The following is a 23534-nucleotide window of genomic DNA, read 5'->3' as shown; positions in this document are numbered from 1 at the left end:
CTGGAAGTCGCGATCACGCCCTCAGCCGCGGCGAGCGGGCCATGAGCCGGGCGTAGGCGATGGCCGAGAGCATGTTGACGTGGTTGGCCTTGCCGGTGCCGGCAATGTCGAAGGCGGTGCCGTGATCGACCGAGACGCGGTCGATCGGCAGACCAAGCGAGACGTTGACCGCCGTGTCGAAGGCCACGAGCTTGATCGGGATATGGCCCTGGTCGTGATACTGGGCGATGACAAGATCGAAGGCGCCGTTATAGGCACGGGCGAAAACCGTATCGGCCGAGATCGGCCCGACGACGTCGATGCCCTTTGCCCGCGCCTGCTCGACGGCGGGTGCCAGAAATTCCATGTCCTCAGTGCCGAACAGGCCGTTTTCGCCGCAATGGGGATTGAGGCCGGCAACGGCGATGCGCGCCTTGCGGCCGAGCCGCAGGAAATGATTGTGGCCGGCTTCGATTGTCGCCAGCACCCGCTCGGTCTTGGCGCGCTCGATCGCACCCTTCAGCGAGATATGGGTGGAGACGTGGATGGTGTTCAGCCGCTCGGAGGCAAGCAGCATGAAGGAGCTCTTCGACCCGGTGAGATGCGCGAGCAGCCCGGTATGGCCGTCATGGTGATGGCCGGCAAGGTTCATCGCCTCCTTGTTGATCGGCGCGGTGACGATGACATCGGCTTCACCTGACATTGCGAGATCGACGGCGCGAGTGATATAGCGCACCGAGGCATCACCGGCGACGGGGCTGACCTTGCCGATCTCGGGTAGGGCCGCGCCGAGCGCGACCTCGTCGACGGCGATCCTGTCGTCACCGGGTGCATCGGCAGGCCCGAACCGCAGCCCGGCGCCGGTGACCCGGTCGGCGCGCTCCAGTGCTTCGACATTGCCGACGATGACGAAATCGCGGCGCTCCTCCCTTGGAAGGGCAGCCAAGGCCTTGACGATCACCTCGGGGCCGACACCAGCCGGATCGCCGAGCGTCACAGCGACTTTCGCATTCCTGTCCATCGATCGAATTCCTTCTAAAAAACCTTACCGCTTAAAAGGCGGCCGCGTAAATCGCGCGAATGTCGGCGCGAGAGAGATCGCGCGGATTGTTGTCGAGCAGACGGCGAATGGCAAAGGCGTCGTCGGCCATGGCGTCGAGATCGGTTTCCGGCACACCGAGGCCGGAGAGCTTCATCTCGATGCCGAGTTCGCCGCAGAAAGCATAGGCCGCATCGAAGACGGATGTGACATTCCCGGAGGTTTCACGCCCAAGCGCTTCCATCACCGCCTTGGTTTTCTCAGGCGCGGACGGTGTATTGAAGGCGAGAACATGCGGGAAGATCAGCGCATTGGCCGCGCCGTGGGCGACATGCCAGCGTGTGCCGAGGGGATAAGCGAGCGCATGGCCGCCGGCGGTGTTGACCGGGCCGAGGCAGAAGCCGCCGTAAAGCGAGGCGAGCGACAGGCCGGCACGCGCCTCGGCGTCATTGCCATCCTTGACGGCGCGGGCGAGATATTTGCCGACGAGGCGCGTTCCCTCGATCGCATAGATGTCGACCATCGGATGGGCCTTGCGGTTGGTGAAGGCCTCGACGCAATGGGCCATGGCATCGACGCCGGTTGCCGCCGTCGTGCGGGCCGGGACGCTGAAGGTCAGGGCCGGATCGATGACGGCGATGTCGGCCAGCATATGCAGGCTTTCCACGGCAAGCTTTGCCATCGTCGCGGGATCGGTGACCAGCGCCCGGATGCCGGCCTCGCTGCCGGTGCCCGATGTCGTTGGCACCTGGGCGAGCGCCACCTTGCGCGGCCCATGCACCTTGTTCGGCCCAACGACCTCGTGCAGCGTCTGGGCGGAGCCGGCAAGCACGGCGGCAAGTTTTGCCAGGTCCATGGCGCTGCCGCCGCCGAAGCCGACGATCAGCTCGGCATCCGCGGCGTTTGCCGCCGCCAGAACTTTTTCGAGATTGGCCGTATCCGGTTCAGGCGTCACTTCGGCAAAGACCGCAACCTCGCCCTTCAGCTCCAGCACGTCGATGCGCGAAGCGTTGAAGGCATCCGAGATGACGAGTGTGCGCCGATAGCCCTTTTCATCAGCCCATTTGCCGAGCTTTCCCGCCGTGCCGACGCCGAATTCGATCAGATGCGGCCGAACTATTGTGATCGGCGAATCCAAGCTGGCCATGAACCAGTCCTCCCTGCAAGATCTTGCGGCAATATCGTCGCCCTCTTTAATGTAAAGTTGTAAGATCATTGTCAAGCCAGCATTCCGGCGAACGCAATTTTTTATCATCCGATGTGCGCTCGGTCGTGCGCTTTAAGGCGGCGTTGCACGCTCGTATCGATAAAGATATCAGCGTGTTATGAAATATGTGACGATGAAAAAGGCATGTCAGACACAGCTGGTCATCATCTGTGCGGCGGGGGTGATTAATCCGACCCTGTTGTCAATTTTCCTGTCAGCAATTCCACAGCCGCTGTGATCCTGCATCCTTTCGCACGTGAGCGGATGCAGGTTTACAATTTTCCGGCCGCCGCTTTATTTACGGCAGGAATTGCGGGGCGAGGCTGATATGTTTGATGGCTCGCCGGTAGTAGGTGTAGGCAATATGGAGCGTGCCGTCACCGCCCTGGACGATCGACGGATAAGAGAATTCGCGGTTCAGCGAATCCTTCGAATTGTTGCTGAGACAGAAGCCGTCGCCGGTGTCGAGATCGATGCGATGCGCAAAGCTCCTGCCGCCATCCCTTGATATTGCCAGGCTCAGCGGCGCACGCGGCACACCCCAGACGGCCTTGCGTGCGCTGTTATCGGCAACGACGGCGGTCTCTCCAGCCTCGCCACCCTCGATTTCGTCATAAAGAGACTGGCGCCGTGCATCCGACATGGCGGCATTCGAATGGTTGTAAACCATTGCGATTGCTCCGTCATTCAGGATTGTGGCCTGGATCGAGGAGTTGTTGTTCGGCAATTCGGCGGGCTCGGGCGCACTCCAGGTCTCGCCGCCATTGGAGGATCGGCTGGACAGGATGTTTTCGGCGAAACGGTTGCGGTAGAAGGCGATCATCTCGTCGCCGCCAAGCGGCAGGATGTTCATATGCACCGCGCCGATACTGTCTGGAATATCGCGCATCTGCCAGCTCGCGCCGCCATCACGCGACATCAGCACCGCAGCCGTATCGGCATCGCCGCTCCAGCGCTGGCCGTTCAGGCCAACGCAGCGAAAGACCGGAAGCAGCCAGTCGCCCCTGCCATTGACGACGATCTGCTGGCGAACAAAGGTGCCGGGGCTGTCGCAGAGGATACGAACCGGGCCGAAGGTCTGGCCGTCATCGCCTGAAATCCGGTATTTGACAACTGAACCGTCCTGATTTCCGGAAGTCTGCGAGGTATAGAGCAGCCATATCCTTCCGTCTGGAGCGTTGAAAATCAACGGGTTCTGTTCGGATTTCTCTGGGTCGTCGCTCATCTTTTCCGGCACGGACCAGCGCTCGGAGCCCGGCGCCAGCCGCGACATGTAAATCGAGATATCACCCATGCCCTCCATCGTGCCGCCGAACCAGACGCAGGTCAGCGTGCCGTCGGGCAGAAAGGCGAGATTTGCGGCATGGTTCTGGATGCAGGGGGAGGGCAGATAGGCATCTGCGCGGCCCCCGACAGTCGGGTGAGGAGCGATGGCCCCGGTCATCAGGGCCGGAACGGCTTCCGGAGGCAGGCCGGTAAAACTCATGACGGATCTCCTCAAGGCAGCTTGGCATAGCTTTCGGCGAGTGCAGCATAGTCGGCATCGCCGAGCGGCATCAGCGGCGCGCGTGTGCGCTTCCAGGCGGGATTGCCGGTCTTCAGCCCCACCATTGCCTTGATGGTCGGGATCTGGACGTAGGAATTGGAAAGCGTTCGATAGGCGTTGATGCGCGCTTGCGCCGCTTCGACATCGGCGGCGCGCGCCTCGTCGTGGACATGGTCGTAGACGGTGCGCAGCGAATTCGCCACGAGATTGGAGGTCGCGGTGATGCAGCCGGCACCGCCCGCTTTCAGCAACGGCAGCAGTAGCGGATCGGCACCCGCCAGCACCGAAAAACCTGGATAGGCGGCGATGATCGCCTGCATGTTGTTGAAATCACCGGCAGATTCCTTTATGCCGACGACCGTTTCCGGGAAGGCCGCAATCAGGCGCCCGATCAGCGGAATGGAAAGCGGAACGCCTGAGACCTGCGGAATATGATAGAGGATGACCTGCAAGCGGGTGTCGGCGACCTTTTCCAGCACCTGCGAATAGGCGGCGAAGAGGCCGTCGTCGGAGACACCCTTGTAGTAGAAGGGTGGCAGCATCACCACCTTGGTGACACCAAGCGACAGCGCGTGCCGGGTGAGTTCCACAGTCTCGGGAATGGCGACGACGCCGGTGCCCGGCAAAAGCCTGTCGGCAGGAATGCCGGCCTTCAGTGCTGCTTCCAGAATGGCGCGGCGCTCGGCTCCGGAGAAGGAATTGGCCTCGCCCGTCGTGCCGAGCAGCGCCACGCCATGGCATCCCTCGGCCAGCAACTGCCGGCAATGGTCGGTGAAAAGGGCGAAATCCGGCCTATTGTCTGCCGTCAGCGGCGTTGCGGAGGCGCTGAAAACGCCGGTAATCCTGTGCTGGCTCATTTCCGCCCTCCTCGGCGCGTCCTGTCTTGCCGATCCGTGTTCGAACCGGGGGCTGCGCGTTCCAATTGTCATCCGTCTGTCGCGATGGAGTGCAAAGAACTTTTATATTGCCGCGCTTTTGTCAAGAAGACAAAATGCCGTGACGCCGCTGCAAAAAGTTATCTATCTGTTATAACTTATATATTTTCAGGAGAAAATTTTGTTCGAACTGAAAATGCGATTTTTTGTTGACATATTTACAATAACGAGAGAACGATACGGAACGGATTGTGCTGCGCCTGGCAGGTGCAGGGAGAGCGCTGCCGAATTCACTCTGGGAGGAATGCCATGTCTGATCAATCGGATAAAACCAATATATCACGTCGCAACGCGCTGAAGCTCGGCCTTGCAGCCGGCGTCGGCCTCACCGTATTCGGGATGAATGCCCGCATCGTGCTCGCCGATGAGGGCCAGGTCCTGAAGGTCGCAAATCCGGCCTTCGACCAGGACTGGTCGCCGCTGCGCGGCGGCGGCAGGACGTTCCGCTGGAATTCCATCTGGTGGGCATCGCCGATGTATTTCGACAGCGAAGGCAATATCAAGCCCTACGTCTTCACCAGCTGGGAATCGGCCGACAACACCGTATGGACCTTCAAGATCGATCCGAAGGCTGTCTTCTCCGACGGCAGCAAGATTACCTCGGCCGATGTCAAGGGATCGTGGGAAGTCTCCTCGATGCCGAACACCAAGAACCAGCGCGCCGACCAGGTGCTGAGCAGGGTCAAGGGTTACGCCGAAATCGCCGCCGGCTCCGGCAACGAACTGACCGGTGTCGCGACACCCGACGAAGGAACGGTCGTCGTGACGCTGGCTGCTGCAGACCCGATCTTCTTCATGCGCCTGGCAAACCATATCGCGCCGATCACCAAGGCGTCGCAGTCGCGCGGCAGCGACGGCGAGGAGATCATCGATTGGTACAAGCCTGACAGTAAGCCGGTCTTCTCGGGTCCGTTCAAACTCACCAGCATCGACATCGACGCCGGCAAACTCTCCTTCGAGCCGAATGAGAACTTCTTCGGACCGAAGCCAAAGCTTGCCCGTATCGATATCACCTCGATCGAGGACAATGTCACCGCGACGTCGCTGATCAAGTCGGGCGAGTTTAACGCCCATACCGAACTGATCACCTCGACCATCATCCAGGATCTCGGCCCGGAATTTTCCGCCGGCCCGCTGATTCCGACCAGCCAGCACTTCTGGTTCAACATCTCCCGTGCGCCGATGGACGATCCGAAGGTTCGTCAGGCGCTGATCATGGCCGTCGATCGCGATGGCCTGTTCAAGGCTTCCTATCCCGACGGGCCGCACAAGAAGGCGGACCAGATCCTCAACTCGGTCCCGGGTGCGGAGAATTCCGGCTTCGAGCCCTATCCCTACGATCCGGCGGCTGCCAAGAAGCTGCTTGCGGAATCGACCTATGGCGGCCCGGAGCGCCTGCCGAAGATCCTGTTCGTCGGCATCTCGGGGCCAGCCATTCAGGCTGCCGCCCAGTTCATTGCCGAGCAGTGGCGCCAGAATCTCGGCATCACTGCCGTCGACATGAAGCCGCAGCAAGATTCCTATGCGGGTCCGGATCAGAACTCGGTCCAGATCTTCCGCGACGACGTCGGCACCCGCGTGCCGGATGCCGTCTCCTATCTGGCGGGCAGCATCGCCTCGACCTCGTCGAACGCGCAGAACAAGCTCGGCGGATACAAGAACGACAAGGTCGACAGTGCCCTTGCCGAGGCAACGACCAAGGCTGCGGATGATCCGCAGCGCATTGCTCTCGCCCAGGAAGCCCAAAAGGCGTTCCGCGAGGATTGGGCTTTCATTCCATGGTATTCTCAGGCGATGTCGCGCTGGGCCACCAAGGAGGTCAAGGGCCTGGAAAAGAACCTTGACTGGCAGGTCGTCGAACCCTGGAACATTTCCATCGGTTGATCCGGCGCAACCGCCTCAATCGGCAGTAACCCGCGCGAAGGCCGCAAGGCCTTCGCGCAAGTTTCAAGAAGAAGAGATGCGATCGCAGCCAAAAGCGGGAACGCATCGAACAACAGGTGGGAGGTGGCCTTGCTGCGCTACGTGCTAACCCGATTTGCCATCTGGATTCCGTCCGTTCTGGTGGTGATGCTGGCCGTTTATGCGCTGGCCTTCTATGGCGCCGGCGATCCGATCAAGCTGATCTTCCTGCGCGCGCCGGGCGACGTCGCCTATAATCCGCAGCGCATCGAAGCCATTCGCGAAAGTGCCGGCCTCAACAAGCCCTTCATCGTCCAGTTCGGCCTTTACATCTGGAACCTGCTGCACGGCCAATTCGGCAACTCGCTGACATCGGGCCGCTCCGTCTGGGCGATGGTCTCGGCCGCCGCACCCGTCTCCTTCCAGCTTGCCCTCTGCTCCATCATCCTGACCGCCGTCGTTGCAATCCCGCTCGGCATGATCGCCGCGCTCAACCAGAATTCGCGCATCGACTATGCCATTCTGGGCTCCGCACTCTTCCTCTGGGCGATCCCGGCCTATGTCGCCGGTCCGCTGCTGATGGTCGGCCTCATCGTGCTTCTGCCGGGTGCGAGCGTGCCTTACGGCTGGGGCGGGATCCTCGATGTCCGTATCCTGCTGCCGCTGCTCGTCCTTTCCTTCCAGCCGATCGCGCTGATCGTGCGCCAGACGCGTGCCGCCGTCATCGAGGTCCTGTCGGAGGATTTCGTCCGGACCGCCCGCGCCAAGGGCGTACCCGAAATCATCGTGGCGCTCCGCCATATCCTGCGGCCGGTGCTGACGCCCGTCGTCACGCAGCTCGGCCTGATCATGATCACCATCGTCAACGGCGCGATCTTCGTCGAACTCGTCTTCGGCCTGCCGGGCCTCGGCCGGTTGACGGTGCAGGCGCTGATCAATTCCGATTATCCCGTCATTCTGGCGATCACTCTGATCGGATCGTTCCTGGTGATGGTCTCGAACCTCCTGGTGGATGTGCTCTATCCGCTGCTCGATCCGCGCGCCAATGATTCAAGAAGGAGCCGCTGACCATGTCCGCCATCCCTCTTTCCACCATCGAAACCGTCGAAGAACCGGTCAGCCTGTGGCGCGACGCCTGGTATCGACTGAGGCGCAACCGGCTTGCCATCTTCGGCCTCGTCATCGTCGTGATCCTCGCCTTCACGGCGATCTTCGGGCCTTACCTCACTCCCTATGATTATCTGAGCCAGGATCTCAACGCCCGCAACGTCCTGCCGTCGATGAGCCACCTCTTCGGAACCGACGATCTCGGCCGCGACGTGTTCAGCCGGGTGGTCTTCGGCACGCGCACCGCTTTCCTCGTCGCCGTCATCGTCACCGTCTTCGCCGTGCTGATCGGGCTGGTGCTCGGGGCCGTCGCCGGTTTCTTCGGCAATCCGTTCGATCGCGTCATCATGTGGCTGACCGACGTGACGATGTCGGTTCCCAACCTGCTGCTCGTCGTCGTCATCAACGCCTCGCTGAAGTCGCCGATCAGCAAATGGATGGAGGCGCGTTACCTCGCGACCCTCAATCCCTTCTACCGCGAAACCATGTGGGTGGATTTCATCCTCGTCTTCGGCTCTATGGCGCTGATCTCCTGGCCGCCTTACGCCCGTCTCGTCCGCGCCCAGGTGCTGTCGATCCGCAGCCGGCCCTATATCACCGCGGCCCAGGCGCTCGGCCTATCAAACTGGATCATCATCAAGCGTTATGTCATTCCGAATGCGCTGGGGCCTTTGATCGTCTCGGTCAGCGCCGGCCTGGGCACGGCGATGGTGCTGGAAAGTGCTTTCAGCTTCCTTGGCGTCGGGGTCAATCCGCCGACGCCGAGCTGGGGTAACATGATCTCGGACGGCCTGCGTGTCTGGCAGCATTATCCCCACCTTCTCGCCGCTCCGGCGGCCGTGCTCGGCCTTGCCTCGGTTGCCTTCAGCTTCCTTGGCGACGGCCTCAACGACGCGCTCAATCCGCGGGGCAGCAAATGATGGACATGAAAAGCACCAACCGCCTGCTCGATGTCAGGGGCCTCACCGTCGAAATCGATGGCCGCAATGGCCCCGCCATCGTCGTCGACGGCATCGATCTCCATGTCGACAAGGGTGAGACGCTTGGTGTGGTCGGCGAATCCGGCTGCGGCAAGAGCCTGACCATGCTGAGCCTGATGCGGCTCCTGCCGAACAAGATCAAAGTCACCAAGGGATCGGCGACATTCGACGGCCGCGACCTGCAGACGATGTCGAATAGAGAGCTGCGCAAGGTGCGCGGCGGCGATATCGGCTTCGTCTTCCAGGATCCGATGACATCGCTGAATCCCGTCATGCGCGTCGGCGATCAGATCTGCGAGCCGCTGATCTATCACCGCGGAATGAAAAAGGCGGAGGCCCGCAGACGTGCCGTCGAGCTTCTGCGCCTTGTCGGTATTCCTGGCCCGGAAGAGCGCCTGCAGGCCTATCCGCACGAACTTTCCGGCGGCATGCGCCAGCGCGTGATGATCGCAATCGGCCTTGCCTGCAATCCCAAGCTTTTGATTGCCGACGAGCCGACGACGGCGCTCGACGTCACCATCCAGGCCCAGATCGTCGATCTGGTGAAGGATCTCAGGACCAAGCTCGGCATGTCGGTTGTCTGGATCACCCATGATCTGGCGCTGATCGCCGGCCTCGTCGATCGTGTCGCCGTGCTCTATGCCGGCACGGTGGTCGAAGATGCGCCGGTCGACGAGCTCTATGCCCGCCCGAGCCATCCCTATACGCGCGGCCTGCTGTCTTCGATCCCGAAGCTCTCGGACCCGCCGGCAAGCCGGCTGAGCTCGATCGGCGGCACGCCGCCGGAGCCTGGCCGCCGGCCGAAGGGTTGCCCATTTGCGCCGCGCTGCCCGCTTGTGGAGAACATCTGCCGCGAGAAGGTGCCGCGGCTGGAACCGTTGAGCGGCAGCAGCAATCACCGCGCCGCCTGTTTCGTCGTCCAGAGAATGCAGGAGGCCGCGTGATGGGTGCTCAGCCACTGCTCAAGATCGAAAATCTGGTCAAGCATTTCCACGTCAAGCTCGGCGCCTTCGGTGAACGCTCGGCAACCGTCTATGCGCTCGACAATGTCAATCTCGACATCATGGAAGGCGAGACGCTGAGCCTGGTCGGCGAATCCGGCTGCGGCAAGTCGACGACCGGTTTCACCATCCTCAACCTCTACAAGGCGACCAGCGGCAAGGTCGTTTACAAGGGCCAGGATCTCGCGACGCTCGACGAAAAGCAGATGCGGCCCTTCCGCCGCGACCTGCAGATCGTCTTCCAGGATCCGTATTCGACCCTCAATCCGCGCATGACGGTGGGCGAGGCGATCGGCGAGCCGATCCTCTTCCACAAGCTCTGCACCAAGGCCGAGCTGAAGGACAGGGTCGCGACGCTGCTCACCGATGTCGGCCTGCCGACGCGGTTTGCCCAGCGTTACCCGCATGAGCTTTCCGGCGGCCAGCGGCAGCGAGTCGTGATTGCCCGCGCGCTCGCCTGCCAGCCGAAATTCATTGTTTGCGACGAGGCGATCTCGGCGCTCGACGTGTCGATCCAGGCGCAGATCATCAACCTGCTGCTCGATCTGCAGGAAAAATATGGGCTGACCTATCTCTTTATCGCCCATGATCTCGCAGTCGTGCGCCACATCAGCACCCGTGTCGGCGTCATGTATCTCGGGCGGCTCGCCGAACTTGCCACCCGCGAGGAGCTCTTCGACAATCCGCTGCACCCCTATACCAGGGCGCTGCTGTCGGCCGTTCCGGAGACCGATCCCGAACATGAGCGCACCCGCCAGCGTCAGATCCTGCAGGGCGATGTGCCGAGCCCGCTGAACCCGCCGACCGGCTGCCGCTTTCACACGCGCTGCCCGATTGCCATGGATGTCTGCAGCAAGGTCATCCCCGCGTGGCAGGAAGCAAAACCCGGCCATCTCGTGGCCTGTCACGCCGTCAACACCGGACAGACCGCATGACGCTGAAGGCCGTTATCGTCGCCGATGATCTGACGGGTGCGCTCGATACCGGCACGCCCTTCGTCGACGCCGGACTTTCGGTTGCGGTCGCCGTCGATGTCGAGGCTGCCCAGGATGCGATCGCCACCGGCTGTGATGTCGTCGTCGTCAACACCGCTTCGCGTGCGCTTGGCGAACCGGAAGCTGCCGAGAGGGTCCGCTTCGCGACCGCGGCACTTCGTGGCGTGAAGCCCGCAGTCGTTATGAAGAAGATCGACTCCCGGCTGAAGGGCAATGTCGCGGCGGAGAGCCTGGCGCTGGCCGATGCGCTCGGCCTGGAGACTATCCTGGTGGCGCCCGCTATTCCCGATCAGGAGCGTCTGACCTTTAGGGGCTGTGTTGTCGGCCGCGGCGTCGACAAGCCACTGCCGATCGCCGATCTGTTCGAAGGCCGTACGGGCAATGTTGCTGTTGCCGATGCAAAGGACGATAGTGATCTCGACCAGATCGTTGCCGATCATGACTGGCGGCTGACGCTTGCGGTCGGCGCACGGGGTCTGGGTTCCGCACTTGCCCGCCAGCTCGGCGAGACGGGGCAGCAATCGGTGCCGGAGTTTGCGGCGACCCGGCGTACCCTGTTCGCCTTTGGCTCGCGCGACCCGATTACCGCTACCCAGATGGACCGGCTCGAAGCCTCGGGTGTCCTGCGCATGGTGGTGGACGCGCCGATGGGGCAGGTCGAAGTCGGGGAGGGTATGGCGCTGCCGGCGCTGCTGCGTTGCACCGGCGATATGGCGGCCGATGCGGCATTGGTCGCCCGCCGTTTTGCGGCAGGCGTCAGATCGGTCATCGACGATACCAAGCCTGACATGCTGATGGTCGGCGGCGGCGACACGGCGCTTGCCGTTTTCCAGGCGCTCGGGGTCAGAGTTCTGGCGCCGAAGGGCGAAATCGAGGCCGGCGTGCCGTGGTTCGATGTCACGGCCGTCGACGGACGGCATTTTCGGTGCGCGGTGAAGTCCGGGGGCTTCGGCAAGCCCGATAGTTTGCTAAGACTGGTTCTTTGGAATCGGGCGGCATAGTAAGATACCGCCGGGGAGAATGACGTGGCTGAAGTGAATGGCGAACCTTTGAACGCGGAAGCCGGCCCGCCGGGTAAGCCTGAACGCGGCAAGGCCGTCAAGCTGGTCGATCGCGTCTTCGACCAGTTGCTCGAGCGTATCCGCGGCGGAAACTATCCGCCGGATTCACGCCTTCCCGGCGAGCATGAGCTTGCCTCGATGCTGGGTGTATCGCGGCCGATCGTCCGCGATGCGCTGGCGCGCCTGCGCGATCAGGGCATGGTCTATGCCCGGCAGGGCGCCGGCACCTTCGTCAGCGCGCATGGATCGCCGACGACGCAGCTTGCCTATTCGCCGGTCAAGACGATCGCCGACATTCAACGCTGCTACGAATTCCGCCTGACGATCGAGCCGGCGGCGGCCTATTTCGCCGCCAAACGCCGCAATGAGCAGGCCATTCAGAAGATCGCCAGCGCGCTTGCGGATCTGCGTGAGGCGACCAGCCATCAGCTTCACCGCACCGACGCCGATTTCCTCTTCCACCGCGCGGTGACGGAAGCTGCCAACAATCATTATTACACGGCCTCGATCGATGCGCTGAAGGCCCATATCGCCGTTGGCATGCATCTCCACGGCCTCTCTTTGCTCGGCCCCCGCCAAGGGTTGGAACAGGTCTATGAAGAGCATAACGCCATCTACAAGGCGATCGCCGATGGCCGGCCTGACGATGCACAAAGACTGATGAAGGCGCATCTCGAAGGTTCTCGGGATCGCCTGTTCGAGGGCAGGGTGCTCGACCTATCCTTCTGACGCGCATTCCCAAGCGCCAAGCAGCTCGGAAATGGCAAGAGAGTTCATGCCCTTAAAGCGGGATGTCTCCTTCGTCGTCGATTGTCAGCCGGATTTCTGCTTCTTGATGATGCTGATGTTGCCGCTCACTTCGAGGATGGCAAATTTTATCTCCGTAACGCTCTCAATGCCTTCCTGGCTTCGAGCCGCTTGCATGACGTCCTCCTTCTGCAGTCGGGCGCCTTTGAGCGCGCGCTCATCGTAGACGCCATCCGTCACCAGAACGGTTGGAACGCCATCGATGATATGAGCTGCGCGAGGCCACCACCTCTTCACGTAAGACAGGCCGATGTCGGTCGTAAACAGCGTGAGGATCAAGACGACGGCGTTGGTGATCGAGAAGTCATCGCCCAGCATCGCCTGCTGGGTGGTCTCGGAAATCACCAGCACGATCACCAGATCAAACGGCGTCATCTGAGCCAATGTCCGTCTTCCCGACAAGCGGATGATCACGAGCAGGGTGAAATAGATTGCCAGTCCGCGTAACACCGCATCCACCGTGCCGCCCTCATGGAAAGATGAAAGTGGATTGGCTGCGCGTCTCTCCATCCATGCCGATGATGGTAGGACGCGGGCCCGGGAGTTGCGTTTGCAGACGGAACACGATCCGCGTCGGTCCTGCCGGGTCGGCAGGAAACACATAGCCTATCCGGCCTTCGCGCACGAAAGTCGCCTTTTGGGGTGGATCGATGCCCTGAACCGAGAAGGTTTGCAGAAAGGCGGCATCGATCGTGAAGACCCTGTCTTCGGATGACGGCGTGAAGTTCACGGTCATATTCTCGGGAGCATTCCATCGGGAGATGACGGGAAAGTCCACGGACCCATCGGCCAACAGAAGAGTTTGCCGCGAAAATGGACCGCCTCTTCCAAGCAAACCCAGCAAGCAGGTCAGCAGAAGAAGCGTGAACACGATCCAGGAAATACGTTGAACCGCCCAGTAAGTTTGCTGAAATTCGGTGTAATCGACCACACCTTCCGGCAACGCGGGCAACGGGTGTATCTTTCCCATGCCCCCTCCCTGTGCGTCTTGCGGAGAACTTGGCTCGGAGGCAAGCGTTCCCTCCAATGAGGGGGCCGTGGCCGTGTACATCGGATGGGTAGCAGTCCAGGCATCTTCGCCGATCAAGGGAACGAAGAGCACCCCGCCGAGATCTTCTTCTTCGAACGCGGCGTCCCCGGTACGCGTGACCCGTTTCAGGCGCTGCGCGTCACAGCGGCCGACCGGAATGATGAGCCGCCCTCCGAGGCCCAACTGCTCTTTCAAGGCGGTTGGCACCTCTGGTGCGCTCGCAGAAACAATAATGGCATCGAAGGGGGCGGCCTCCGCCCAGCCCTTGCTGCCATCGCCGACGCGAACGTCAATGTTGCGGTATCCCAGTTTCTCAAACCGTTGCTTGGCCTGAAGCGCCAGCGCTTCGTGGCGCTCGATGGAATAGACGTGCCTTGCTACCCGGCTCAGGAGGGCTGAAGCGTAGCCGGAACCTGTTCCGACCTCGAGCACTGTGTCACCGGCATCAAGATTGGCCTTTTCGAGCATCAGAGCCACGATGAACGGCTGCGAAATTGTCTGGCCTTGGCCGATCGCCAGCGGTGCATCCTCGTAGGCGAATTCCTCGGAGCCTGGAGGAACGAATTTTTCGCGCGGCACCGTGCGCATGGCTTCGGTCACGCCTGGATCACGAATGCCACGACGCGTAACGTGGTGCTCCACCATGCGATCTCGGACGCGCGTCATATCCATGGATCAGTTCCACTGTCGCCGACTGCACCTTGGGCAAACTTATGGGTGGTGCAGAATGTAAAACAAATGGGCGACCGGGGAGTTCCTGAAAGGAGCAGGTTTTCGGCAAGCGCCAAGGGAATAGCAAAGCGACACGCAAGCGTGTCGCACTTGAAAATAGAATGTACCCGATTCCACGAACAGAATCCCAATCAGGCGCGGGAAGACGTCAAAGTGCCACGTAAACGCGAGCGCTGATTTTTCAGCACGCGGAACGGCCGTTCGTCGAACAGGGATAGCCAGACAGCCCCCTAGCGATGATTTGCGGAAATCTTGCGAAGATGATCTCTTATCATCGCGCGAAACTCGCGCAATGTTCGAAACCCGATGTGCTGTGCAAGTCGGTGAACCGTCGTTTGAGAAACCCTGCAATTGCGGGCAATCGCAGCGGCACTTTCGAATGCAATCATTTCCGGCCGTTCTATAATCTGCCTCGCGACCTGTTCGAGACTGTTGGGAAAGACGATCTGCCGTTTGGCGATCAGGTACTTCAGTTCCTGCAGTGTCGCGGGAGGACGGTGGTCTCTATCCTGTAGCATTGCGCTTCACCTTCCAAAGATCCGTCTTCCAGCAATCTCGGTGCGACCCGGATGCATATGGAAGGCGGCGCGTCATCCCCGGTGGCGATGCGGCCATGTGAGGACATGGCCGCATCGAAACTTGTTAATCGACCCGCACCGGCCTGCCCGTCTGCCAGCTCACGGTGGCGGCCTCCGCCAGTTTCTGAGCCTGGAGGCCATCAATTCCGCCGGGCTTCGGCGAACGGTTGCCGCTGTCGATCGCATCAATGAAGGCATTGATCTCGTTGGCGTAGGCCTGGGCGTAGCGTTCAAGGAAGAAATACTGGACGGGATCGCCGCTAACACCATTCGCATTGGAAAGCTCGACGCTGGTTGCATGGATATTCCTCGCCGCAAGCATGCCTGTAGCTCCGTGGACTTCGATGCGCTGGTCGTAGCCATAAGTCGCCCGGCGCGAATTGGTGATAACGGCAATGCGCCCGGAAGCCGTCTGCATCTGCACGGCTGCAGTATCCACATCGCCCTCGGCTCCGATCGCCTTATCAACGAGCGAGGATCCAAGTGCATTCACGACGACGAATTCTTCCCCCATGAGGAAACGGGCCATGTCGAAGTCATGAATCATCATATCGCGGAACAGGCCGCCGGAGGATTTGACGTAATCAGCCGGCGGCGGCGCGGGATCTCGGCTGGTGATCGTCACGATCTCGATTTCGCCGATGTCCCCGTGGCGCAGGCGCGCTTCCACGTTGGCGAAGTTCGGGTCAAACCGGCGATTGAAGCCGATCATCAAAGTCGACTTGTTCTTCTCGACGACGTCGAGGCAGGCATTGATGCGCTCGACCGACAGGGACACCGGCTTTTCGCAGAGGATAGCCTTGCCGGCCTTCGCCGCCGCCTCGATGAGATCGGCGTGGCTGGGGGTCGGTGTCGCAATCAGGATCGCATCGACGTTTGAGGACGTGATGACATCCTCCGCGTCGGCAACCTCGGCGCTCGTCTGCGCGGCAAGTGACTGCGCCGATGCTCTGAAGGCATCCGCCACATAGACGAGCTTCGCCTTCGGGTTCGCCGCAATAGTCGCGGCATGCACCTTGCCTATTCGGCCGGCGCCGATCACTCCAAACCTGATCATTGATATTTCTCCATGACGTCTAAGTGTTGACTATCGAAATCTTCAAACCGTGAAGGCGTCGCGGAAACGGGCAAGCGCCGTCTCATCGTCGCCGGAAGCCCAGGCCTCCATGCCGATCGTGCCGCGATAGCCCATATCCTTGAGCGCACGAGCAATTGCCTTGTAGTTGATCTCTCCGGTACCCGGCTCCATGCGGCCCGGAACATCCGCCACCTGGATTTCGCCGATATGGGGCAGAGCGCGCCGGCATAGCTCGATTAGGTTTCCTTCGCCGATCTGAGCGTGATAGAGGTCGAGATTGAGCTTCAGCGCCGGCCGGTTTACTGACGAAACGAGCGCAAGCGTATCTTCGGCCTTGGCAAACGGTGTCTTGGGGTGATCGACTGCTTCGTTGAGGTTTTCGAGCACGAAAGTGACGCCCTCTTTCTCGCCGAGGTCGGCGATACGGCTAAGCGTGTCGTGCGCCTTGAGCCACATGGCGCCCGTCACTTTGTCGGCCTTGACCACCGGCAAACCCTGGCCGTCAAGACCGGTCCCGTGCAGGTTGAGGCGCGGGCAATTGAGCTCCCTGGCGACCGGGATCGATTGCTTCGCAGTTCGCAGCAATTCGTCTGCGCCCGCGTCATCGGCAAGCGTTCCAGTCACATAGCCCGTCATTGACGAGAAGACCGCTCCTGATCTTGCAAGGGCGGCGATGTCATGTTTCGTCCAATCCCAGATCTCGGCGTGAAAGCCGAGTTCGGTGATGCGCTTGAGCCTATCGACGACGGGCAGCGACTTGAAGACCATCTCGGCACAGACCGCGAGCGTGAAGGGGGATGAGGCATTCGGCGAGCCGTCGTTCATGACCGTATTCCATGATTGATGATTGAGTGAAAGGCGGCGACGGCCCTTGAAAACCAATCGAACGCCGCCTCGGAACCAAGCCGGCTAGATCGTGCCACCGAGTTCTTCGGACAATTGCTGCAGTTCCTTGCCGCCGGCCATGAGGTTCTGAAGCTCATCCATCGCGATGTCCGCCTTACCAAAGGTGCCAAGCGTCTGGCCGCGATTGAGGATGGTGAAACGGTCCGCGACGGCATAGGCATGGCGGACATTGTGGGTGATGAAAATGACGCCCAATCCTTTCTGTCGAACTTGGTGGATGTATTTCAGCACCATCGAGGTTTGCGCCACGCCGAGCGCCGAAGTCGGCTCATCGAGAATGAGGATCTTGGCGCCGAAGTAGACCGCACGCGCAATCGCAACGCATTGGCGTTCGCCTCCAGACAGAGTGCCCACTGCCTGATTGGGATCGCGGATATCGATGCCGATCTTGTGCATCTCCTCACGCGTGACATTGTTGCAGTGTGTAAGGTCGAGGTGACGGAAGGGGAAGAAGCCCTTGCGGGGCTCTCGTCCCATGAAGAAATTGCGGGTGATCGACATCAGCGGGATCATGGCGAGATCCTGATAGACGGTCGCGATGCCAGCATCGAGCGCATCGCGCGGGCTGCTGAAATTGACAGGCTTGCCTTCGACCAGGAACGCGCCGCCGCTTGGACGGACAACGCCGGAGAGCGTCTTGATCAAAGTGGATTTGCCCGCGCCATTGTCTCCGAGGAGACAAAGCACCTCTCCGGCCGACACATGCATCGATACGCCGTTGAGAGCAATCACCGAGCCGTAGTGCTTGACAATGTCGGTCACTTCAATGATCGGCATTCGAATATTGGCATCAGCCATGATCAGCGCTCCCCGGTAACCTTGCGGCGGATGAAATTGTTGAAAAGAACGGCCAGCAGCAGCATCGAGCCCAGGAAGACCTGAAACCAGTCGGAATCGAACTTGGTGTAGGTCAGACCGATCGAGACCGAGCCGAAGATGATCGCGCCGAAGAAGGCGCCAATCGCCGAACCATAGCCGCCTGTCAGCAAGCACCCACCAATGACGGCGGCAATGATCGCCTCGAACTCTTTCTGAAAGCCGCGTCTGGCATCCGTGGAGCCGGCATCGAGCACAGTGATGATGGCGACCAGAGCCGCCGCGCATGCCGTCAGCGCAAACAGGCCGGTCTTGACCCTGTGGACCGGGACGCCAGAGTTTCTCGCCGCATTGGGATCACCACCGGCGGCAAAGATCCAGTTGCCCATGCGAGTGCGCAGGAGGACCCAGGTCGCAGCCAGGGCAAGCGCCACGAACCACAATACCGATACCGGGATGCCCGTGACCTTCGGCATGCCGTTGGGGAACTTGTCGATCAGGTCGTGATCCGCAAGCCAGACAAAGACGCCCTTCAGCGCATCGCCGGAAAAAAAGCCAAGCAGCGGACTGTCCTTGACGCGGTCGCCGATGCCACGAAGCTGCGTTGAGCCGCCTGTCGCCCATTTCAGGCCGACGAGCGTCAAGCCACGGAGAATGAAGAGGAATGCCAGGGTCACGATGAAGGACGGAAGGCGCGTGTGAATGACGATCTGCCCGTTGATCGCCCCCATGAACGCGGCAAAAAGCATCGTCATGACGATGGCAACCGAAAGCGGCTGGCCGAAATTCGTAAGGATGACGCCGAAAATCAGTCCCGCAAAGGCCACCATCGAGCCGATCGAAAGATCAAACTCGCCGCCGATCATCAGAAGGGCCGCCGCAATGGCCAGAATCCCCAATTGCGACGCCGGCGCCATGATGGTCATCAGGCCGGAAAGCGAGAACATGGTACGGTCGGCGGTGAGAAAGAAAAAGACGATGACGAGAACAAGGCCAGCCACGGCACCAAGCTCGGGCCGCCGCATCATGTGCGTCAAAAAACTTACTTGTTTGACGCGCTCATCGGCCTTCGGCGCAGCCGCCGTTCTCTGCTCAAGCGAAGCCATAACTCCTCCCACGGATCATAATTTAGGGTAGCGTTGGCGCTGCTCGGCAGCGCGGTCAGTCGGCCAAACCCCCTCCCCATCAAGGGGGAGGAGATTCTGGGAGAATGCCCTTCGGCAATTCCGGTTAGCGAATACCCTTGGCGGAAAGATCCACGACTTGGGCCGCCTTTTCCTTAGTGATAAGGTTCGGGCCGGATGGAACATTCCCCCCCGGGATAAGCCCGTATTTGGCATAGTTGGCCAAGAATACGACCGGTAGATAGCCCTGCAGGAACTGCTGCTGATCGATCGCGAAGGCAGCCTTACCGTCGGCCACGGCCTTCAGGAAATCAGCTGAAAGGTCGAATGTCGCCACCTTGATCTTGCCGGTCATTCCGACATCCTCGACGGCCGCGAGCGAAGGCTCGCCGGCCGTACCGGCACCAAGCGCCATGACAGTATCGACGGCAGTATTGGAACTCAGCGCTGCCTTGACCTTCGCACGGACATCAGCCGGATCGTTGCTGACGGGTAGAACCGTGACCTTGCCGCCGAAACCGTCGGCAAAGCCCTTGCAGCGCAGATCGAGCGAAACATTGCCGACCTCCTGGTTCACGCACAGGCCTTCCTTGCCGCCCAGCTCATGCAGTTTCCCACCGGCGGCTTTGCCGGCGGTATATTCGTCCTGGCCGACATGCAGCAGCGCTCCCAACTCCTTTGAAACGTCGGAACCGGAATTGATGGAAATAACCGGGATACCGGCGGCGACAGCCTTCTTGATGGATGGACCGAGTGCTGAGGCGTCTGGAATGGAGACGATGAGCCCATCGGGCTTCTGATTGACGGCCGCATCGATGAGCTGCCCCATCGACACCATGTCGAAAGTTTCCGGAGCGCGATAATCGACGCTAATACCCATGTCCTTCGCCGCTGCGTTGACGCCGTTCTTGACGACGGACCAGAAAGGATCATTGGCCTGGCCGTGGGTGACGGCGACGATGCGAATGTCAGCGGCATTGGCTATTGCCGAAGAGCACATGAGCGCAGCAGCAACGGCCGCGCCCGCGAGAAGCGATTTCAAACCGAATTTCATTTTACCCTCCCAAAAACAGTCCGCACTACGCGAACCTCCCAATGCTACCGGTTGCAACTCCATTTGCACCCGGTAGCAAGCTCGATAAAACTACTTTATTGTCGACAAAAATCAAGCATCCATTCCATTTTTATTTTTTTGTGGAATATTCATTCCATTCAGGAGGAGACGGCCATGCGTAAACGGGCGACAGCGAAAGAGGTGGCGGAAGCCGCCGGCGTGTCGAAATGGACCGTCATTCGTGCGTTCACGCCGGGTGCGTCGATTACGGAAGCAAGCCGACAAAAGGTGCTTCAGGCGGCCGAGGTTCTCAACTATTCGCCTAACCTGCTTGCCCGCAGTCTTGCGACGAACACCACCCATCAGGTGGCCGTCTTCGTCGATGACTTTGCCAATCCGCACAAGCTTCCGGTTCTGGAGATGTTGACCGAGCGCCTGCAGGCGGAGGGTCTGCTGACAGTATTGATCAACATCAACCGCCATTTCGATCACGTTCACGCCTTGATCAACGCCGACCAACGACAATTCGATGCCGTGATACTGTTCGGTACGGCCTTTCGCGAGGAAACGCTCGGTGAGCGACGGCTTGGCCGAGGTTTCCCGCCGATGTTCGTTCTTGCAAGAGACAGCCAAATCCCTGGCGTTCCCGCGATTGCCTGCGATGCAGAACTCGCTCTCGGCGAGATCGTCGATTACCTGTTTAACAAGGGATATCGCCGTCCCGGTTTTATGACGGGAGCGAGAACCTTGTCGACCGCGCTGGGCAGGCGCCATCACTATGCAAGTTTTTGGCGCCGGAAAGGCATCGAACGCGTCACCGAATTAGCCGCGGAAAGATACAGCGCCCAAGCTGGCGCAGAGGCGGCGCGCATCTATTTGAGCACGACTGCGCCCGAGTCGCGCGTCGACGTATTGATGTGTGAAAATGACATCTTGGCGCTGGGAGCGATGGATGTCATCCGTAGCGAGTTCGGCCTAAGAATTCCGCAAGACGTGGCAGTCGTCGGCTTCGATAACATCGAACTCGGCGAGGCTCCCGCCTACGAATTGACCAGTTACCAACAGCCCACCGAGGCGATGATCAATGCCCTGGTCGCTATGATAACCGGAAAAGACGACAGCGAAACGGTTGTCATGCCCGGGCGCCTCGTGCTGAGATCATCGGCATGAAATGACCCCAAGACGCGGCCGCGAAGCATCCGTGCGAAGCACTTCCGACGGACTGACCATCCTTCAGAATGGGATGTACCAAAAGACACCGCTTTGGGCGGCCTGCCTGCAACTCGAATCCGACATGCAAGGCGACATCCTCATGCACTGAGGAACACCCGGTCATTCCGCAGCCGGCTGACTCGGCGATGACCTTCGATAGAATCTCGATCCGTTGCAGGTCGCGCTCGCTCATCGATATCAGTCCCATCCGCAATCTCCACCGTCATCAAACCCGGGGAGTGTGACATTCTAACTTTGCAGAAACAGGACACTTCAACTTTGCGGGGTGAGTTCATGCTGAACCGCGACCTGCGGGCTTTGAGAGGCTAACCGGTGCGCCGGATTTGGGCGAGGAGTTTCTGGCGGAAGACTTCTGCCGGTGTTTTGTAGCCGAGGCATTTGCGTGGCGTTGCGTTCAGGCGGTTGCAGATCTCGGTCAGATCGCGGTCGCTGAGAGACAGTGGATCGACCTCTCTCGAAAGCCATTTCCTGGCCCGTCTATTGGTGTTCTCGACGGTGCCCTTCTGCCACGGGGATTGCGGATCGCAAAACCATGTCTGCGCTCCGATGCTGGCCTGCAGGTAAGGCCAGTCAGTGAACTCCGTGCCACGATCGAAGGTGATCGAGCGGCGGGCGAGGTGGGGCAGGGATTGCAGCACCTGGATCAGGCCGTCCATCACCGGCCTCGATTGCCGGTCATTGTTGCGCAGCAAGACGGCAAATCGGCTGACCCGTTCGACCAGCGACGTCACGTTGGCCTTTCCGAACTTCTTGCGAAACTGGATGAGATCGCATTCCCAATGCCCGAACTGTTTGCGCTCGGCGACGGCGTCTGGCCGGTAGAGAATGTTGACATCCGGGGTGAACCGCCTGCCATGGCGGCGTCTGGCGTGGCGCGGCCTGCGTCTGGCACGATGCTCCGGCAGGTGTCGCCACAGTTTGATCGCGTGACCGTCCGAGGAATAGGCGAACTTATAGATCGTCTCATGGCTGACGGAGATCGGATGGCGCTCAAGCTGCAATCGGCCAGCGATCTGTTGTGGCGACCAGCCATGCATGATGCGCTCGATCACCGATTGGCGCAGCTGCGAGAACCGGGCAAGTTTGCGCAGCTTGGCACGCCGTTCTCGCGCCATGTCATTGGCCATCACGCAGTAGTAACCGTTGAGGTCCGGCATCTCACGATCCTCGAACGTATTGCGGCGCAGCTCACGGAAAATGGTTGAGCGATGCCGGTGCAGCTTCTCGGCGATCACGTCAACGCTGATCCCAGCCGTGCGCCAGCGGGCAATCTTGCGGCGTTCCTCCATATCGATCTGGGAGTAGGTGCGCTTCATATCTCGTTCCTTGCAGGGATAAATCGTTGTTATCTATTGCAAGTCGCGCTTCATCCTTGAACCCACCCCGGCTACACAACAAAGTGGCGTAATGCATGTTATGGAACTACAATACCCGTTTAATTACAATGATTTAATTTTTAGCCTCTATTTATGACCGCAGTTTTGCGGCCGCAAAGTTGAAGTTTCTCCAAAGTTGGAATGTCACATTCTCCGAATAGCGCGGCCAGCGATCGACATTTTTCCGGTGGCTCGCTCGAAGCCCCGCGCGACCTTGGCGGAAGCGCCGCGTCCAAGACGCGCACGGTCACAACATATCTCAACAATAAAGTGCAAACCGCAACACCGAACCGCAGCATAGTGCATCGGTCCCAGCCGACTTGCCGGTTTGCTGAAGCCCTCTCCAATAATCGAAATGACGAGGCACTTTAATGTACACAAAGATAATCGTGTTGGCCGCCGTGGCTTTCTCGGCGGTGCCGGCCATTGCCGCCGATGCCGTGGTTCAGGATCCTGCTTACGTTCAACAGGAACAGACCCAGTCGGCCTTCGACTGGTCGGGATTTTATCTCGGGCTTCAAGGCGGATACACCTCGACACATGCGAGCTACCTCAACGGATCCGAGCAGGATCTCGATGGAGGTTCGACGGGTATTTACGGCGGCTATAATTTCCAGCACGGTCCTTTCATCTTCGGTATCGAGAATGACTTCAACTACAACTGGAAGGATGGAAGCGACGTTTCCCTCAAATGGGACGGCTCGGCGCGTGGTCGCGTGGGATATGCCCTGGACCGTACGCTGATCTACGGAACCGGGGGTTTGGCGGCCGCGGGTGGAGAAGTCGACGTGCCTGGAATTGGCAAGAAGGACGACATTCTGATTGGCTGGACCGCCGGTGGCGGTGTGGAACGGGCCCTAACCGACAACATAATGATGCGGGCTGAATATCGCTATGACGACTTCGGACGCAAGGATTTCGGTTCGGCGCTCGGCGATTTCGAGGTGAATCAGCAAAAGGTAACAATCGGCACCAGCTTCAAATTCTGAACGTCGATCTGATCACGCTTCGACTCGGTCGAGGCGTGATCATCCGCGAATCCGGCCCG

22 protein-coding genes are annotated in these 23534 nt (G+C 60.2%); 9 read left to right on the top strand and 13 right to left on the bottom strand.

Translation table 11 applies throughout. The annotated features are described in order from the left end of the window. Nucleotides 1-13: 13 nt before the first annotated feature. The 4 genes from pdxA to J3P73_RS33150 all read right to left on the bottom strand — a co-directional run bounded on the left by pdxA (nt 14) and on the right by J3P73_RS33150 (nt 4628). Nucleotides 14-1000 (bottom strand): 4-hydroxythreonine-4-phosphate dehydrogenase PdxA, encoded by a 987-nt coding sequence (gene pdxA / locus J3P73_RS33165; protein WP_027688738.1) that lies wholly within the window; start codon nt 998-1000, stop codon nt 14-16. 31 nt (nt 1001-1031) lie between these two features. Then, nucleotides 1032-2165: an iron-containing alcohol dehydrogenase gene (locus J3P73_RS33160; RefSeq protein WP_024320198.1), complete on the bottom strand. Its 1134-nt coding sequence runs from the start codon at nt 2163-2165 to the stop codon at nt 1032-1034. A 358-nt stretch (nt 2166-2523) separates the two neighbouring features. Further along, a complete protein-coding gene (locus J3P73_RS33155) occupies nt 2524-3711 on the bottom strand; it encodes a sialidase family protein (protein WP_207580098.1) in 1188 nt (395 codons plus the stop codon). Nucleotides 3712-3722: 11 nt separating this feature from the next. Then, a complete protein-coding gene (locus tag J3P73_RS33150; RefSeq protein WP_018070812.1) occupies nt 3723-4628 on the bottom strand; it encodes a dihydrodipicolinate synthase family protein in 906 nt (301 codons plus the stop codon). Nucleotides 4629-4955: 327 nt separating this feature from the next. On the opposite strand from J3P73_RS33150, the gene J3P73_RS33145 reads away from it, so the two are divergent. The 7 genes from J3P73_RS33145 to J3P73_RS33115 all read left to right on the top strand — a co-directional run bounded on the left by J3P73_RS33145 (nt 4956) and on the right by J3P73_RS33115 (nt 12481). Continuing rightward, a complete protein-coding gene (locus J3P73_RS33145) occupies nt 4956-6590 on the top strand; it encodes an ABC transporter substrate-binding protein (protein WP_130680618.1) in 1635 nt (544 codons plus the stop codon). 129 nt (nt 6591-6719) lie between these two features. Further along, on the top strand, nt 6720-7676 hold the full coding sequence (locus J3P73_RS33140; RefSeq protein ID WP_003552254.1) for an ABC transporter permease: 957 nt from the start codon (nt 6720-6722) through the stop codon (nt 7674-7676). 2 nt (nt 7677-7678) lie between these two features. Beyond that, nucleotides 7679-8635, top strand: a complete 957-nt coding sequence (locus tag J3P73_RS33135) for an ABC transporter permease (protein WP_027688742.1) — start codon at nt 7679-7681, stop codon at nt 8633-8635. Then, complete coding sequence (locus J3P73_RS33130; RefSeq protein ID WP_018070816.1) at nt 8632-9639, top strand: ABC transporter ATP-binding protein; 1008 nt, start codon at nt 8632-8634, stop codon at nt 9637-9639. Before J3P73_RS33135 ends, J3P73_RS33130 begins: the two co-directional genes overlap by 4 nt. Beyond that, nucleotides 9639-10631, top strand: a complete 993-nt coding sequence (locus tag J3P73_RS33125; protein WP_025398453.1) for an ABC transporter ATP-binding protein — start codon at nt 9639-9641, stop codon at nt 10629-10631. The genes J3P73_RS33130 and J3P73_RS33125 overlap by 1 nt, the downstream gene beginning before the upstream one ends. Then, a complete protein-coding gene (locus tag J3P73_RS33120; protein ID WP_130707076.1) occupies nt 10628-11692 on the top strand; it encodes a four-carbon acid sugar kinase family protein in 1065 nt (354 codons plus the stop codon). The genes J3P73_RS33125 and J3P73_RS33120 overlap by 4 nt, the downstream gene beginning before the upstream one ends. Nucleotides 11693-11716: 24 nt before the next feature. Then, complete coding sequence (locus J3P73_RS33115; RefSeq protein WP_027688744.1) at nt 11717-12481, top strand: FadR/GntR family transcriptional regulator; 765 nt, start codon at nt 11717-11719, stop codon at nt 12479-12481. Between the two features lie 84 nt (nt 12482-12565). Here J3P73_RS33115 and J3P73_RS33110 read toward each other — a convergent pair whose 3' ends face one another. The 8 genes from J3P73_RS33110 to J3P73_RS33075 all read right to left on the bottom strand — a co-directional run bounded on the left by J3P73_RS33110 (nt 12566) and on the right by J3P73_RS33075 (nt 19877). After that, complete coding sequence (locus J3P73_RS33110; RefSeq protein ID WP_018070819.1) at nt 12566-13018, bottom strand: DUF421 domain-containing protein; 453 nt, start codon at nt 13016-13018, stop codon at nt 12566-12568. Between the two features lie 10 nt (nt 13019-13028). Further along, the gene (locus J3P73_RS33105; protein ID WP_130707077.1) at nt 13029-14261 is read right to left on the bottom strand and encodes a protein-L-isoaspartate(D-aspartate) O-methyltransferase; all 1233 of its coding nucleotides are present in this window, start codon (nt 14259-14261) and stop codon (nt 13029-13031) included. A gap of 290 nt (nt 14262-14551) precedes the next feature. Then, on the bottom strand, nt 14552-14839 hold the full coding sequence (locus J3P73_RS33100; protein WP_018070821.1) for a MurR/RpiR family transcriptional regulator: 288 nt from the start codon (nt 14837-14839) through the stop codon (nt 14552-14554). Nucleotides 14840-14963: 124 nt separating this feature from the next. Next, the gene (iolG, locus tag J3P73_RS33095) at nt 14964-15956 is read right to left on the bottom strand and encodes an inositol 2-dehydrogenase (RefSeq protein WP_130674366.1); all 993 of its coding nucleotides are present in this window, start codon (nt 15954-15956) and stop codon (nt 14964-14966) included. Between the two features lie 42 nt (nt 15957-15998). Beyond that, complete coding sequence (locus tag J3P73_RS33090) at nt 15999-16802, bottom strand: TIM barrel protein (RefSeq protein ID WP_027688747.1); 804 nt, start codon at nt 16800-16802, stop codon at nt 15999-16001. 84 nt (nt 16803-16886) lie between these two features. Further along, on the bottom strand, nt 16887-17681 hold the full coding sequence (locus tag J3P73_RS33085) for an ATP-binding cassette domain-containing protein (protein ID WP_130707078.1): 795 nt from the start codon (nt 17679-17681) through the stop codon (nt 16887-16889). Between the two features lie 2 nt (nt 17682-17683). Then, a complete protein-coding gene (locus tag J3P73_RS33080; RefSeq protein ID WP_018482320.1) occupies nt 17684-18805 on the bottom strand; it encodes an ABC transporter permease in 1122 nt (373 codons plus the stop codon). A gap of 124 nt (nt 18806-18929) precedes the next feature. Next, nucleotides 18930-19877, bottom strand: a complete 948-nt coding sequence (locus J3P73_RS33075) for a sugar ABC transporter substrate-binding protein (protein WP_018067898.1) — start codon at nt 19875-19877, stop codon at nt 18930-18932. Nucleotides 19878-20051: 174 nt separating this feature from the next. On the opposite strand from J3P73_RS33075, the gene J3P73_RS33070 reads away from it, so the two are divergent. Next, complete coding sequence (locus tag J3P73_RS33070; RefSeq protein WP_130707079.1) at nt 20052-21047, top strand: LacI family DNA-binding transcriptional regulator; 996 nt, start codon at nt 20052-20054, stop codon at nt 21045-21047. Between the two features lie 368 nt (nt 21048-21415). On the opposite strand, the gene J3P73_RS33065 is transcribed toward J3P73_RS33070, so the two are convergent. After that, a complete protein-coding gene (locus tag J3P73_RS33065; RefSeq protein ID WP_017968913.1) occupies nt 21416-22426 on the bottom strand; it encodes an IS30 family transposase in 1011 nt (336 codons plus the stop codon). Between the two features lie 431 nt (nt 22427-22857). Here J3P73_RS33065 and J3P73_RS33060 point away from each other — a divergent pair, with 431 nt between their 5' ends. After that, nucleotides 22858-23475, top strand: coding sequence for an outer membrane protein (locus tag J3P73_RS33060; RefSeq protein ID WP_130698737.1), 618 nt, complete (start codon nt 22858-22860; stop codon nt 23473-23475). The last annotated feature ends 59 nt before the right edge of the window (nt 23476-23534 follow it).

Origin of the sequence: Rhizobium ruizarguesonis (assembly GCF_017357285.1) — a bacterium.
Lineage (GTDB): Bacteria > Pseudomonadota > Alphaproteobacteria > Rhizobiales > Rhizobiaceae > Rhizobium > Rhizobium ruizarguesonis.
The sequence above is the reverse complement of the archived record's forward strand: the minus strand, read 5'-3'. Positions and strand labels throughout refer to the sequence as shown.

Bases quoted from the DNA above. Each gene is read 5' to 3' on its own strand.
- pdxA (WP_027688738.1), bottom strand. From the start codon at position 1,000: ATGGACAGGAATGCGAAAGTCGCTGTGACGCTCGGCGATCCGGCTGGT.
- J3P73_RS33160 (WP_024320198.1), bottom strand. From the start codon at position 2,165: ATGGCCAGCTTGGATTCGCCGATCACAATAGTTCGGCCGCATCTGATC.
- J3P73_RS33155 (WP_207580098.1), bottom strand. From the start codon at position 3,711: ATGAGTTTTACCGGCCTGCCTCCGGAAGCCGTTCCGGCCCTGATGACC.
- J3P73_RS33150 (WP_018070812.1), bottom strand. From the start codon at position 4,628: ATGAGCCAGCACAGGATTACCGGCGTTTTCAGCGCCTCCGCAACGCCG.
- J3P73_RS33145 (WP_130680618.1), top strand. From the start codon at position 4,956: ATGTCTGATCAATCGGATAAAACCAATATATCACGTCGCAACGCGCTG.
- J3P73_RS33135 (WP_027688742.1), top strand. From the start codon at position 7,679: ATGTCCGCCATCCCTCTTTCCACCATCGAAACCGTCGAAGAACCGGTC.
- J3P73_RS33130 (WP_018070816.1), top strand. From the start codon at position 8,632: ATGATGGACATGAAAAGCACCAACCGCCTGCTCGATGTCAGGGGCCTC.
- J3P73_RS33125 (WP_025398453.1), top strand. From the start codon at position 9,639: ATGGGTGCTCAGCCACTGCTCAAGATCGAAAATCTGGTCAAGCATTTC.
- J3P73_RS33120 (WP_130707076.1), top strand. From the start codon at position 10,628: ATGACGCTGAAGGCCGTTATCGTCGCCGATGATCTGACGGGTGCGCTC.
- J3P73_RS33105 (WP_130707077.1), bottom strand. From the start codon at position 14,261: ATGGATATGACGCGCGTCCGAGATCGCATGGTGGAGCACCACGTTACG.
- J3P73_RS33100 (WP_018070821.1), bottom strand. From the start codon at position 14,839: ATGCTACAGGATAGAGACCACCGTCCTCCCGCGACACTGCAGGAACTG.
- iolG (WP_130674366.1), bottom strand. From the start codon at position 15,956: ATGATCAGGTTTGGAGTGATCGGCGCCGGCCGAATAGGCAAGGTGCAT.
- J3P73_RS33090 (WP_027688747.1), bottom strand. From the start codon at position 16,802: ATGAACGACGGCTCGCCGAATGCCTCATCCCCCTTCACGCTCGCGGTC.
- J3P73_RS33085 (WP_130707078.1), bottom strand. From the start codon at position 17,681: ATGGCTGATGCCAATATTCGAATGCCGATCATTGAAGTGACCGACATT.
- J3P73_RS33080 (WP_018482320.1), bottom strand. From the start codon at position 18,805: ATGGCTTCGCTTGAGCAGAGAACGGCGGCTGCGCCGAAGGCCGATGAG.
- J3P73_RS33075 (WP_018067898.1), bottom strand. From the start codon at position 19,877: ATGAAATTCGGTTTGAAATCGCTTCTCGCGGGCGCGGCCGTTGCTGCT.
- J3P73_RS33070 (WP_130707079.1), top strand. From the start codon at position 20,052: ATGCGTAAACGGGCGACAGCGAAAGAGGTGGCGGAAGCCGCCGGCGTG.
- J3P73_RS33065 (WP_017968913.1), bottom strand. From the start codon at position 22,426: ATGAAGCGCACCTACTCCCAGATCGATATGGAGGAACGCCGCAAGATT.
- J3P73_RS33060 (WP_130698737.1), top strand. From the start codon at position 22,858: ATGTACACAAAGATAATCGTGTTGGCCGCCGTGGCTTTCTCGGCGGTG.